The organism is Caulobacter sp. SRI_014 (assembly GCF_057586315.1).
Map to the genome: position 1 here is coordinate 658354 of NZ_JBYCZQ010000001.1, position 13338 is coordinate 671691.

The 13338-nt window shown below is 66.6% G+C and carries 12 protein-coding genes; 8 read left to right on the plus strand and 4 right to left on the minus strand.

Annotated elements, in window-relative coordinates; translation table 11 throughout:
• Positions 1-3 precede the first annotated feature (3 nt).
• Positions 4-936, minus strand: a complete 933-nt coding sequence (locus AC2YG9_RS03550) for a transglutaminase family protein (RefSeq protein ID WP_487296539.1) — start codon at positions 934-936, stop codon at positions 4-6.
• A 29-nt stretch (positions 937-965) separates the two neighbouring features.
• On the opposite strand from AC2YG9_RS03550, the gene AC2YG9_RS03555 reads away from it, so the two are divergent.
• Complete coding sequence (locus AC2YG9_RS03555) at positions 966-1730, plus strand: N-formylglutamate amidohydrolase (RefSeq protein ID WP_487296540.1); 765 nt, start codon at positions 966-968, stop codon at positions 1728-1730.
• Here AC2YG9_RS03555 and AC2YG9_RS03560 read toward each other — a convergent pair.
• On the minus strand, positions 1727-2086 hold the full coding sequence (locus tag AC2YG9_RS03560) for a hypothetical protein (RefSeq protein WP_487296541.1): 360 nt from the start codon (positions 2084-2086) through the stop codon (positions 1727-1729). The two genes, AC2YG9_RS03555 and AC2YG9_RS03560, sit on opposite strands and share 4 nt — an antisense overlap.
• A 131-nt stretch (positions 2087-2217) precedes the next feature.
• On the opposite strand from AC2YG9_RS03560, the gene AC2YG9_RS03565 reads away from it, so the two are divergent.
• Positions 2218-2838: a hypothetical protein gene (locus AC2YG9_RS03565; RefSeq protein WP_487296542.1), complete on the plus strand. Its 621-nt coding sequence runs from the start codon at positions 2218-2220 to the stop codon at positions 2836-2838.
• 37 nt (positions 2839-2875) lie between these two features.
• Positions 2876-3946: a CobW family GTP-binding protein gene (locus tag AC2YG9_RS03570; protein ID WP_487296543.1), complete on the plus strand. Its 1071-nt coding sequence runs from the start codon at positions 2876-2878 to the stop codon at positions 3944-3946.
• Between the two features lie 111 nt (positions 3947-4057).
• On the opposite strand, the gene AC2YG9_RS03575 is transcribed toward AC2YG9_RS03570, so the two are convergent.
• Entirely contained in the window at positions 4058-4510 is a 453-nt protein-coding gene (locus AC2YG9_RS03575; protein WP_487296544.1) for a biopolymer transporter ExbD, read from the minus strand.
• A 156-nt stretch (positions 4511-4666) separates the two neighbouring features.
• On the opposite strand from AC2YG9_RS03575, the gene AC2YG9_RS03580 reads away from it, so the two are divergent.
• On the plus strand, positions 4667-5659 hold the full coding sequence (locus AC2YG9_RS03580; RefSeq protein WP_487296545.1) for a WD40 repeat domain-containing protein: 993 nt from the start codon (positions 4667-4669) through the stop codon (positions 5657-5659).
• On the opposite strand, the gene AC2YG9_RS03585 is transcribed toward AC2YG9_RS03580, so the two are convergent.
• The gene (locus AC2YG9_RS03585) at positions 5656-6318 is read right to left on the minus strand and encodes a nitroreductase (RefSeq protein WP_487296546.1); all 663 of its coding nucleotides are present in this window, start codon (positions 6316-6318) and stop codon (positions 5656-5658) included. The genes AC2YG9_RS03580 and AC2YG9_RS03585 overlap by 4 nt on opposite strands.
• 382 nt (positions 6319-6700) lie before the next feature.
• Here AC2YG9_RS03585 and mtgA point away from each other — a divergent pair, with 382 nt between their 5' ends.
• From mtgA to AC2YG9_RS03605, 4 genes are all read left to right on the plus strand, one after another.
• On the plus strand, positions 6701-7423 hold the full coding sequence (mtgA, locus tag AC2YG9_RS03590; RefSeq protein WP_487296915.1) for a monofunctional biosynthetic peptidoglycan transglycosylase: 723 nt from the start codon (positions 6701-6703) through the stop codon (positions 7421-7423).
• 303 nt (positions 7424-7726) lie between these two features.
• Complete coding sequence (locus AC2YG9_RS03595; RefSeq protein WP_487296547.1) at positions 7727-9568, plus strand: M2 family metallopeptidase; 1842 nt, start codon at positions 7727-7729, stop codon at positions 9566-9568.
• 262 nt (positions 9569-9830) lie between these two features.
• Positions 9831-11357, plus strand: a complete 1527-nt coding sequence (locus AC2YG9_RS03600) for a TadE/TadG family type IV pilus assembly protein (protein ID WP_487296548.1) — start codon at positions 9831-9833, stop codon at positions 11355-11357.
• Between the two features lie 77 nt (positions 11358-11434).
• Positions 11435-13303: a pilus assembly protein TadG-related protein gene (locus AC2YG9_RS03605; protein ID WP_487296549.1), complete on the plus strand. Its 1869-nt coding sequence runs from the start codon at positions 11435-11437 to the stop codon at positions 13301-13303.
• Positions 13304-13338 lie beyond the last annotated feature (35 nt).

Consider the following 13338-nt stretch of genomic DNA (forward strand, 5'->3'; position numbering starts at 1 on the left):
GACTCAGCCCGCTTGCGCAACTCTCAGCGGGAAAGGCGGTTGCGCCGCTGCGGCATCCTCTACAGACAAATCCACCTCGACGTCCATTCCGACGTAATCTTCGGCATCACCGTCGTACGAACCCCACAGCGGCAGGGCCAGGCGCGGATCGGCGACGACGGCTACGCGGATGAGGTCCAGATTGCCGACAATGCCGTTGGTCGGATCGAAATCCACCCAGCCGCAGCCGGGCACATAGGCGCGCATCCAGGCGTGGGTGTGGCCGCCACCGGTGCGGCCGCCGGACTTGGACCCGGACTTGGCCGAGCTCGAATAGATGTAGCCGGAGACGAAGCGGGCGGCGATGCCCAGCGAGCGGGCCGCGTCCATCATCAGGACGGCGAAGTCCCGGCAACTGCCGCTGCGCAGCGCCAGGGTCTCGGCCGGGCTCTGCGGCCCGCCCCGCAGGCGCAGGGCGTAGGCGAAATCGGCCCGGATGGCGTGGGTCATGTCGGTCAACACGGCGGAGACCGCAACATCGCCGTTGGCCGGAACGAAGCGGCGAGCCCATTGGGCAACCTCGCCGGCGTCGGCATGCGCCCGGTTCAGGGAGATCGCCAGTTCGGTGTGGTCGCCGGCGTCGTAGAGCGAATCGACGCCCACTCGCGCGTCGCGGATCTCGAACTCGAAAGAGGTGTGGACCGTATGCTCGACCCGCGCCCGGCTGTCGAACACCAGTCGGTCGGACGGGCGGTCGAACCGGGCGACGCCGACGCAGGCGCCGCTGACGTCCTGGATGTGGCGCAGCAACTCAGGATCAGGCGAAACCGTTACCGACGAAGAGATGAGCTGCTGGTCGAAGGCCTGCAACGGCCGGAACATCATCCGATGCTCGCCGAAGGCCACCGGCTTGCGGTAGCGGTAGGTCGTCAGGTGGCGGATGGAAACAACGGCCATTGTCAGAACAGGGGCTCGATTTGAACGGCATGGCCAGTGGACTGCTTGTCGCAGGCGAGGGATCGCCTGTGATTGCTCGAAATAGAGGCGCCGATTCGCCGTTTTTTCTGATCGCGGACCATGCCGGTCAGGAAATCCCCCTCAACCTTAACAATCTCCAACTGTCTCATTCAGAAAGACGGCGACATATCGCCCTGGACATCGGTGTTTCAGGAATGGGGACGATTCTCAGCGATGATCTAGGGGCCTGCCTGATCGCCCAGCGCTATTCGCGGCTGGTCATCGACTGCAATCGTGACCCCTCGCGGCTGGACGCCATCTGCGAGGTCAGCGACGGGACGGTGATCCCGGCCAACCTCCACCTGACGCCGGAAGAGCGGCAGGCGCGGATCGACGAGATCTTCACCCCCTATCACGCCGCCATCGCCGCCGAGCTGGACGCGAGGGGCGACCGTCCGACCGTGGTGGTGGCCCTGCACAGCTTCACCCCCGCCCTGGCCGGCCATCCGCGTCCCTGGAAGTACGGCGTGCTGCACCTGCCGGACTCGGCTTTCTCGGACGCCATGCTGGCCCGGCTCCGCGCGGCCTTTGGGCACGATGTGGTGGGCGACAACCAGCCCTACAGCATGGACACCATCGACTACTCCATCCCCCGCCACGCCATCGGCCGGGGGCTGGATTACCTGGAGCTGGAAGTGCGCCAGGACCTGATGGCCGACGCGGACGGCGAGGCCGCCGTGGCGGCCCAGATCGCCCCTCTGCTGCGGGCGGCGCTGGCGGACGTGGGCCTCTAGAGGTTCGGGACCACCAGGAAGAAGCGCAGGATGCCGGCGATGATGATGAACAGGCCGAGGATCAGCGCCGGGACTGACCAGGTCTCCATCGGCAGGCCGCAGAAGCGGTTCCAGGCGGGGTAGTAGAGCCGCTTCTTCCAGAAACGGGTGTCGATCCTGGGCGGGCGGTGGTTGAGGCGGCTGCCGACCCACCAGTTGACCGCAGCGGCCAGCACCAGGCCGACGCCCCAAAGCGGCGGCAGGCGGTCCAGGACATCAGACCCGAAGGCAAAGGTCATCAAGGCGCCGAACAGGCCCCAGACGCCGATCAGGGTCAGCAGGGTCAGAAACCCGCGATTGGTCCACCAGGCAAACATGCAAATTCCCCCTGACACCCGAACCACCCGGAGCCTTGCCTGTTGTAGGAGCGCGCCGCCGGAGAGGCCAGAGCGGCGCGGCGTGAAGGAGTCGCTGGACCGTTACAATATAACATTCTATAGCCCCTGCCGTGAACCTCGCTGTTTTCACCTCCATTGCCGCCGCCGGCTTCGTCGTCGCCTTCATGCACGCGATCCTGCCGACCCACTGGCTGCCTTTCGTCCTGGTCGGACGGGAGCAGCGGTGGTCGGCCGGCAAGACGCTGGGCGTCACCGCCCTGGCCGGCCTGGGCCATGTGGCCTTCACGGTGGCGATCGGCGCGGTGGTGGTGGCGGTCGGCCTGGTCGCCGCCCCGGCCCTGGAAAGCTGGTTCAAATGGATCGTGGCCGCGGTGCTGGTCGCCCTGGGCGTCTTCTACCTGACCCGCGAGGCGCACCAGCATCCCGACAAGCCGCGCCGCTACCTGTCGGACCGGGCAGCGATCGCCGGCCTGGTGCTGCTGCTGACCCTTTCTCCGTGTGAAGCCTTCATCGGCGTATACATGACCGCCATCCAGCACGGATGGGTCGGGTTTGGTCTGCTCAGCCTGGTGCTGCTGGCCGCCACGGCGACGGCTATGATGCTGTTCACCGGTCTGATGCTGGCCGGGACCCGGTTCGTGAAGCTGGACGCCCTGCAGGCGCGGGAATCGACCATTCTCGGCATCGCCCTGATCCTGATGGCCGTGGCCGTGGTGATCTTCGAGTCCTGAGGTTCCGTTTGGGCTCGCAAGACCCTAGATAGGCGCCATGACTTCCCAGACTGTTGGCAAGACCCCCGTCACCGTCCTCACCGGCTACCTCGGCGCCGGCAAGACCACCCTGCTCAACCGCATCCTCACCGAGGACCACGGCAAGCGCTACGCCGTCATCGTCAACGAGTTCGGCGAGGTGGGCATCGACAACGACCTGGTGGTCGGGGCCGACGAGGAAGTGTTCGAGATGAACAACGGCTGCGTCTGCTGCACGGTGCGCGGCGATCTGATCCGGGTGCTGTCGGGGCTGATGAAGCGCAAGGGTGGCTTCGACGCCATTATCGTCGAGACCACGGGCCTGGCCGATCCGGGCCCGGTGGCCCAGACCTTCTTCGTCGACGACGACGTGCGGGCCCGCACCCAACTGGATTCGGTGACCACCGTCGTCGACGCCAAACACCTGCCCCTGCGCCTGGCCGACAGCAGGGAAGCGGTCGAACAGATCGCCTTCGCCGACCAGATCGTGCTCAACAAGACCGACCTGGTGACCGAGGCCGAGCTGCTGGCCGTCGAAGCCTCGATCCGGCGGATCAATCCGCTTGCCCCGATCCACCGCACGACCAGAAGCCAGGTGCCGCTCGACGCCATCCTCGGCCGCGGCAGCTTCGACCTGGAGCGGATCACCGACCTGGAACCGGAATTCCTCAACCCCGCCCACGGCGAAGAGGGGCATGTGCATGACGAGCACTGTGAGCATGATCACGGGCACGACCATCACCATCATGACCACGGGCATGATCACGGCCATGTCCACGACCACGCCGCCGAGGCGGGGATCAAGGGCATCAGCCTGACGGCTGACAAGCCGCTGGACGGCATCCGGGTGACCAATTGGCTGAACCAGCTGCTGGCCGAGAAGGGCGTCGATATTCTGCGGGCCAAGGGCATCATCGACATCAAGGGCGATGAGCGCCGGCTGGTCTTCCAGGCCGTGCACATGATCCTGGAAGGCGACTACCAGCGGCCCTGGACCGACAAGGACCAGCGCTACAGCCGCATGGTGTTCATCGGCCGCGACCTCGACGAAGCGGCGCTGAAGGCCGGCTTCGAGGGCTGTATCGCTTAGGCTCCAGTTCCTCCCCCGTCAGGCCTTCGGCCTGCCGAAGGAGGAATAGAAAATAGAAAAAGGGCCCGAGGTTTCCCTCGGGCCCTTTCAATTTCTCGCAGGACCTAAATCCTACTCGATGTCTTCGTTGATGATGCCGACCTTGAAGTAGCCGTTCTCCTGGAGAACGTTCAGCACGGCCATGAAGTCTTCGTACAGCACGTCCGGGTCGGCCTGCAGGAACACCCGCTCGGTCTGCGGAACGGCGGTGACGCCCTTCTTGACCATGTCGGCCGGAACGTCGGCCGGCAGGTTTTCCAGACGGGTCTGCTGACCGTCGATGAACAGCGCGCCCGACTTCTGGATGAAGATGATCGTCGGATCCGGCGGCTTCTTGGCGTTCGGGGGCGGCGGGATGGCAGGCGGCAGGTCGATCGCGATCGACACCGTGGCCAGAGGCGCCGCGACCATGAAGATGATCAGCAGCACGAGCATGACGTCGACGAACGGCGTGACGTTGATCTCGGAATTCTGCCCGAGATCGAACTTCGACTTCTTGCCGCCGCCGGCCAGTGAGGCACCCATTCGAACACTCCTCGTGGCGAGCCACTCTGCGGGCCCGTCTGTTATTCGCTTCTCCCATGGCGCAGGAGCGGCGACCTGTAAAGCCCGTCTCTCGCCGTGCGGGAATCTGAACGCCGCTATGGCGGTGCGGGGTCCATCCGGTCTAAGCGGAAAAGCATGATCCTCGAATTCGACGCCTATGTGACCGCCGCGCTTTTCGACGCCAAAGCCATACCGATGTTCGCTTTGGGCGACGGCACGGCGCGCCTTGTAACGCTTGAAGGATTCGTCACCGTCCAGGCTCACGACGGCGCGGTTCTGGCCGCCTGCGTCCATCCCTCGGGCGACGGCATCCTCACCGCCGGCGACGATGGACGCCTGGTCTGGAGCCGCCTGGAGGGCGACGACCTGGTCGCCAGCGAAATCGCCAGCGTGAAGGGAAAATGGCTCGACGCGGTCGCCGCCAGCGCCGAATCCGGCCTGATCGCCTTCTCCGCCGGCCGTGACCTGCATGTCCGCGATTCGAAGGACGCAGACTTCAGCCGCGTCTTCACCCACGACAAATCGGTGGCCGACATCGCCTTCGATCCCAAGGGTCGGCGCATCGCCACCGCCACCTACGGCGGAGCAGCCCTCTGGTATGCGCGGATCGAGAAGCAGGTCCCGCAGTTCCTCAAGTGGGCCGGCAGCCATGCGATGGTCCTGTGGAGCCCGGACGGCAAGTTCCTGATGAGCGCCATGCAGGAGAACAGCCTGCACGGCTGGCGCCTGGCCGATTCCAAGGACATGCGGATGGGCGGCTATCCGGCCAAGGTCAAAAGCCTGGCCTTCCTGTCCGGCGGACTGATGCTGGCGACCTCGGGGGCCAACGGCGCCGTGGTCTGGCCTTTCCAGGGGGCCAACGGCCCGATGGGCAAGGAAGCGGCCGAGATCGCCTACGACCAGGACGCCCTGGTCGTGCGGGTGGCGGCGACGCCGGGCGGCCACCTGCTGGCCGGCGGTCTCGACGACGGCCGGGTATGGATCTGTGACCTCAAGAGCGGCCGGCGCGAGATGATCAAGGCCGAGAAGGGCGCGGCCATCTCGGCTCTGGCGATGACCCCCGACGGCCGCTCGGTCGCCTGGGGCGACGAGGACGGCGGCGCGGGCGTGGCGGCGGTTCCGCTCTAGTCGAACCCGCGCATCTCCGCCCACACATCGAACGGATCGCGCCGGGTGCGCAGGGCATTGATCGGCGCGCTTTCGTCGGCGTAGCCCAGCGCCATGCCGGAAAACAGCATGTGGTCCTCGGGCAGCCCGAGGAAATCCCCCACCGTCTTCGGATACCGCGCCCAGAACTCCTGGGCGCAGGTGGCCAGGCCCGCCTCGACGGCCAGCAGCATCAGGGTCTGCATGTACATGCCGACGTCCGACCACTGTGGCGGTCCCAGCTTGCGGTCGAGGCTGAAGAAGACGCCGACCGGGGCGCCGAAGAACTGGGTGTTCTTGAACAGCTGGCGCAGGCGGGCGGGCTTGTCGTCGCGCGGAATGCCGATGGTGGCGTAGAGGTCCTCGCCGCACTCGAACCGCCGGGTGCGGAAGGGGTCCCAGAGGTTCTCAGGGTACACGTCGTACTCCGGCTGCTCGCCGCCGAGGTTGGCGCCGACCTTGGCCTTGAGCTCTTCCAGCGGCGCGCCGGCGATGGCGTGGACCCGCCAGGGCTGCAGGTTGCCGCCGCTCGGCGCCCGGTGGGCCTTTTCCAGCAGTTCGCGCAGCAGGGCGGCGGGGACCGGGTCGGGCTTGAAGGCGCGGACCGAAACGCGGGCGGCGACGGCGTCGGAAACGTTCATGGCTGCGCTCTCTCGCGACAAGTTACGCCGAGCCGGTTAGCATGTGGCCCCAAGGTCATGGCAAGGGGCGATGCGCGTGTCGGACGAGACACCGGGCAGAGACGAGGACGAGACGGTCGAGCCGGCGGCGGAGACGCCCGCCGAGGCGCCCCCGGCAGCGCAAGCGCCGGATGCCGCGCCGCCTGAAGTCCTGTCCGAGGCGATTCCCGGGGACGCCATCGAGGCGACACCGCCCGATGACGCCGCCGAAAGCCATGCTCTGACGGATGATGCCGAAAACGCACCGGCCGAAGACGCCACGCCGGCCGACACCGAAGGTCAGCTGGAGCCCGCCCCCCCGCCGGCTATCTTGCCGACGCCGGCCCCCTCGCCCCGGCGGCCGTTGCCGGCCCGCCCGGCGGCGGCGGTCAAAAAGACCAGCTTCCTCGGCAAGGTTGTCCGCCGGCTCGTCATGCTGCTGCTGATCGTCGGGGTGGTGGCTCCGGTGGCCTCGACCCTGCTGTTCAAGTTCGTGCCGCCGCCGGTGACCATTCTGATGGTTCAGCGGGTGTTCGAGGGCAAGGGTCTGGACCGGCGCTGGATGTCCCTGTCGAAGATGAGCCCGGCCCTGCCCAACGCCGTCATCGCCGCCGAGGACGCCGGCTTCTGCGGCCACTGGGGCTTCGACTTCAAGGCCATGGAAAAGGCCATGGCCCACAACCAGCGGCGGCCGGGCAAGATCCGCGGCGGCTCGACCATCAGCCAGCAGACGGCCAAGAACGTCTTCCTCTGGCCGCAGCGCTCCTATGTGCGCAAGGGCCTGGAGGCCTATTTCACCGTCCTGATCGAGACCCTGTGGGGCAAGAAGCGGATCATGGAGGTTTACCTCAACAGCGTCGAATGGGGCCCGGGCGTCTACGGCGCCGACGCGGCCGCCCGCCGCTATTTCGGCGTCGGCGCCGACAAGCTCACCGCCGCCCAGGCCTCCCGCCTGGCCGCCATCCTGCCGAGCCCCCTGAAGTGGAAGGCGGCGACGCCGGGGCCTTACGTGCGCAAGCGCTCGAAGCGGATCGGCGCGGCGAGCGGGACGGTGCGGCGCGAAGGGCTGGCGGCCTGCGTGAAATAGGCACGACCAAATCCTCCTTCGGCGCGAAGCGACGGGGGAGGGGGGACCGCCGGGCCGACTTAGGCCCGGTGGTGGAGGGGGCAGCGCCGGCGGGTCGGGTTGATCATGAACGCTGTCGTCGCCGCCCGCGCCAGAACGCTCCCTATCCTGACAAGCCGGCGCTGCCCCCTCCACCACCGCCGCTAAGTCGCGGCGGCGGTCCCCCTCCCCCGTCAGGCCTTCGGCCTGCCGAAGGAGGATTGGCTTGACGCGGTTAACCGCACGCGCTCCCTTGCCGCACCCCAAATTCCGAGGAAGCGTCCCATGAAGAAGACGACCCTGCTGACGGCTGCGGCCGTCCTGGCTCTGACCGGCGGTCTGACCACCGTCGCGGCCCGGCAGACCCCTGCTCCCGCCCCCGCCGCCGCCCCGGCGCCGGTTCCCAGCCCCGAAGAGGCCAAGGCCTTCATCGACAAGGCCGAGGCCGACCTCGCCAAACTCAGCGAGTACGTCAACAAGGCCAGCTGGGTGCGCGCCACCTACATCACCGAGGACACCATGTTCCTCGAGGCCAAGGCCGGCGCCGAAGCCACCACCCTGGCCACCAACCTCGCCGTCGAGGCGGCGAAGTACGACAAGACCGCCGCCGACCCGGTCACCCGCCGCAAGCTGGACATCCTCAAGCGCGCCCTGGTCCTGCCCGCGCCGCAGCGCCCCGGCGCCGCCGAACAGATGGCGACCATCGCCGGCCGGCTGGACAGCATCTACTCGACCGGCAAGTTCAACTTCAAAGGCAAGCAGATCACCCTCAACGACGCCGAGGACATTCTCGCCAGGAGCAATGACCCCGAAGAGCTGAAGGCGGCCTGGGAAGGCTGGCACTCGATCTCGCCGGTGATGACCGCCGACTACGCCCAACTGGTCGATCTGGCCAACGAGGGCAGCAAGTCGCTCGGCTATGCCGACACCGGCGCTCTCTGGCGCTCGGGCTACGACATGGGCCCCGACGAATTCGCGGCCGAGACCGACCGCCTGTGGAAGCAGGTCGAGCCCTTCTACAAGAACCTGCACTGCTATGTGCGCAAGGAGCTGAACCTGAAGTACGGCGATGCCGTGCAACCCAAGTCCGGCCCGATCCGCGCCGACCTCCTGGGCAACATGTGGGCCCAGCAATGGGGCAACATCTATGAGATCGTGAAGCCTGCGGACGACACCGCCGGCTACAGCCTCGACAACCTGCTGGTCGAGAAGGGCTACGACCCGCTGAAAATGGTCAAGACCGGCGAGAACTTCTACTCGTCGCTGGGCCTGGCCCCCTTGCCGGAAACCTTCTGGACCCGCAGCCAGATCACCCGGCCGGAAGGCCGCGAGGTGGTCTGCCACGCCTCGGCCTGGAACCTCGACGACCGCGACGACATCCGCATCAAGATGTGCACCAAGGTCAACGCCGAGGACTTTTACACCGTCCACCACGAGCTGGGTCACAACTACTACCAGCGCGCCTACAAGGATCAGTCCTACATCTTCAAGGGCGGCGCCAACGACGGCTTCCATGAGGCCATCGGCGACTTCGTCGGCCTCTCGGCCCTGACCCCGACCTACCTCAACCAGGTCGGAATCCTCGACAAGGTTCCGGGCACGGAGGGCGACACCCCCTTCCTGCTGAAGATGGCGCTCGACAAGATCGCCTTCATGCCCTTCGGCCTGCTGGTCGACCGTTGGCGCTGGCAGGTCTACGACGGCTCGGTCAAGCCCGCCGACTACAACAAGGCCTGGTGGGCGCTGAAGATGAAGTACCAGGGCGTCGCCCCGCCCGGACCGCGTCCCGAGAACGCCTTCGACCCGGGCGCCAAGTACCATGTGCCGGGCAACGTGCCCTACACCCGCTACTTCCTGGCCCACGTCTACCAGTTCCAGTTCCACCGGGCCGCCTGCAAGCAGGCCGGCTGGAAGGGCCCGCTGCATCGTTGCTCGGTGTACGGCAACAAGGAAGTCGGGGCCCGGTTCAACAAGATGATGGAGATGGGCCAGTCCAAGCCCTGGCCGGACGAGCTGGAAGCCTTCACCGGCGAGCGCCAGACCGACGCCAGCGCGGTGACCGAGTACTTCAAGCCGCTGAACACCTGGCTGATCAAGCAGAACAAGGGCCAGAAGTGCGGCTGGTAGGCTGACCTTTACCCCCTGATCGGCAGATCGAAATCGACCCTCGCGCCTTCGGGCGCGGGGGTTTTTTCATGCCCACAAGCGCCGACGGAGACGCTGGAGCCACACCAACCCATTGAAATTTCTACGTTAATCTACTCATGGTAAAAACGCCTTAGGGTTGCTCAAATTTTCATCACGCTTATAGGAAGGTCGATTTACCTCGAATGGGCATCCTCTGGTTTCGACGGGCGGGCTTGCCCGCCGCTGTCGGGGCTTGAGGGACATGCTGGGGCGCAGGGCGCGGGCCGCCATCGGGTGGCTGAAGACTTTCCGGGATCATCAGAGGGGCGCCATCGCCGTCCAGGCCGCCTTCATCGGCACGCCGCTGGTCGTGCTGACCATGGGGGCGGTGGACATCGCCAACGCCTCGGCCGCCAAGACCCGGCTGCAGGACGCGCTGGACGCCGCCACCCTGAGCGCCGCCCGCTCCAGCCAGTTCACCGACACCGGCCTGCAGTCGGTCGGCTCGCAGGCCCTGACCGCCAACATGACCGGCTCCCAGGCCAAGGTCAGCTCCTCCTCCTTCAAGGGCGAGGGAAACAAGGTGGTCGCCAGCGCCCAGGCCAAGGTCACGCCGATGGTCGCCGGCATCTGGATGCAGGGCGACATGGTGGTCGGGGCCAAGGCCGAGGTCACCCGCTCGGTCAACAAGATCGAACTGGCCCTGGTGCTCGACACCACCGGCTCGATGAGGGGCTCCAAGCTCGCCAATCTGAAGACCGCGTCCAAGAACCTGATCGACACCCTGTCGGAGGCCGCCGACCGCAGCGTCGAGGCCGACCCGGTCAAGATCGCCATCGCCCCCTTCTCGATGACCGTGAAGGTCGGGACCGCCTATCGCAACAGCGCCTGGGTCGACCAGAACGGCGCCGCGCCGATCAACAACCAGATCTTCTCCACCGCCGCCAACCGCTTCACCTTGCTCAGCAACATGGGCGTCAGTTGGGGCGGCTGTGTCGAGAGCCGGGCCGCGCCCTACGACGTGCAGGACACCGGGCCGAGCACCAGTACCCCGGCCACCCTCTTCACCCCCTACTTCGCGCCGGACGAGCCGAGCAGCGGCGGGACCTACTACAACAGCTACCTGCCGGACGTGACCAACAGCTCCAACTGGCAGACCCGCCAGGGCTATGTGGCCAAGTACAACCGCGCGCCCACCACGACGGGGACCAACTCCAGCACCGGCTACACCTACGGCCCCAACAGCGGCTGCCAGCTGTCGCCGATCACCCGGCTGACCGATGACTGGGGCGACCTCAAGGACGCCGTCGACGACATGGTCGCGGTCGGCGACACCAACATCCCGCTCGGCCTCATGTGGGGCTGGCACTTGCTGTCGCCCAACGCGCCGTTCGCCGACGGCCGGGCCTACAACACGCCCAAGTCGACCAAGGTCGTGGTGCTGATGACCGACGGCGAGAACACCATGGGCTCGACCGGCAACAACAACGCCTCGCTGTACAATTCGCTGGGCTACATCTGGCAGAACCGCCTGGGCATCACCTCCGGCTCGACCAGCCAGCGCAAGGCGGCGATGGACGCCAGGCTGACCCAGCTCTGCACCAACATGAAGGCCCAGAACATCGTCATCTACACGGTGCGGGTCGAGGTCTCGAGCGGCGACTCCAGCGTCCTGCGCGGCTGCGCCAGCTCCAACGACAAGTTCTACGACGTCCAGAACGCGAGCCAGCTGACCGCCGTCTTCAACGCCATCGCCGGCTCGATCGAGAACCTGCGCATCCTCAAGTGAGTAACGCCGGATTCACCTTCTTCGTTGGGCCTTCCCTTAACCAGGGCCCGCGTAAGTAAGCCGATCAGGATTGGGCCATGACGAACCATATGCGAGCCAGAGACGGACTTCGGGCGGGGCTGCGCGGCTTTCTGCGCCGGTTCGCACGCGCCCGCCGCGGTGCGGTGGCGGTGCAGTTCGCGGCCATCGTGCTGCCGCTGGCAGTGCTGTCGCTGGGCCTGATCGACGTCAACCAGGCCAGCATGTCCAAGCGCTCCCTGCAGGATGCGCTCGACGCCGCCGCCCTGATCGTCGCCAAGTCCAGCGCCTCGACCAACGCCCAGGCCGACGCCATCGGCGACACGGCCCTGGCCGCCCAGCTGGCCTCGCTGAACAGCAACGACGGCGCCCTGGTGTCCTCGACCTTCACCCTCGGTGGCACCAACAACACCACAGTGCTGGCCGACGCCTCGATGTCGGTGACGCCGGTGGTGGCCAATCTCTGGCTGCAGGGCAACATGACCATCGGGGCCCATTCCGAGGTGCTGCGCGCCAGCTACGACCTGGAGGTGGCCCTGGTCCTCGACGTCACCACTTCGATGACCGGCACCAAGCTCACGGATCTCAAGTCCGCGGCGACGTCCCTGGTCGGCCTGGTCGTCAAGGATAGCCAGACACCCTACTACTCGAAGATGTCGATCGTCCCCTATGCCAATGCGGTCAACGTCGGCAGCACCTATGCCGCCACCGCGCGGGGCGCGGTCCCGGCCGCCAAGACCATCACCGGCGCCAGCTGGGCCAGCGGCACGGCCAAGACCATCACCGGCATCACCCGCGCCAACCCGGCCGTGGTGACCGCGAACGGCCATGGATTCAGCAACGGCGACCGCGTCTACATCAGCGGCGTCAGCGGCGGCACCGGCATGACGAACCTGAACGGGAACGTCTACACGGTCGCCGGCAGGACCACGAACACCTTCCAGCTGAGCGGCGTCAACTCGAGCAGCTGGAACAGCTTCTCGACCAGTGGCTCCCCGCGTGTGACCAAGTGCCAGGCCACCAACTGCGAGGTCGTGGTGACCTCCAACGGCCACGGCTTCGCCAACAACGCCTATGTCTACATCACCGGCGTCGGTGGCATGACCAGCATCAACAACACCGCCTGGCAGGTCACCAACAGCGCGACCAACACCTTCTGGCTGGATGACAGCTTCGGCCCCAGCTACAGCGCCTTCAGCAGCAACGGATCGGCCTACTGCACGGTCAACGGCTGCCAGTACCAGCGCTTCACCAACCCCAGCGGCGGCGTCCGGATCCACCAGATCAGCAACTGCGTCAGCGAGCGGACGACCAACGCCTACACCGATGTGTCGCCCTCGACGACCCTGCTGGGAACCAACTACCCGGCCAGCGGCAACCCTTGCCTGAGCAACACCATCACCCCGCTGACCAGCACCAAGTCGACCCTCACCACCGCCATCAGCGGCCTGTCGGCGACCAGCTCGTCCGGCGGCCACATCGGCGTGGCCTGGGGCTGGTACTCGATCTCGCCCAACTTCAGCTCGATCTTCACCGGGACCAGCACGCCGGCGTCCTACACGGCGCCGCACATCAAGAAGGTGCTGATCCTGATGACCGACGGCGAGTACAACAGCGCCTACTGCAACGGCGTCATCTCGCAGGACTCGACCAGCGGCTCGGGCGCCTCCAGCGACCACATCAATTGCAACGCCCCCAATGGCAACACCTATGACCAGGCACAGGCCCTGTGTACGGCGATGAAGGCGCAGGGCGTGATCATCTACACAGTCGGCTTCCAGGTCCCCAGCCCCTCCAGCGCGGCGACCCTGGTCAACGGCTGCGCGACCGACGCCGCCCACGTCTACACGCCCAGCACCGGCACCGCCCTGCAGGACGCCTTCGAGGCCATCGGAGCCGACATCGCGTCCCTGCGAATATCCAGATAGCGGTTCGTTTACGCCTGACCGCTATCCTGCTCCCG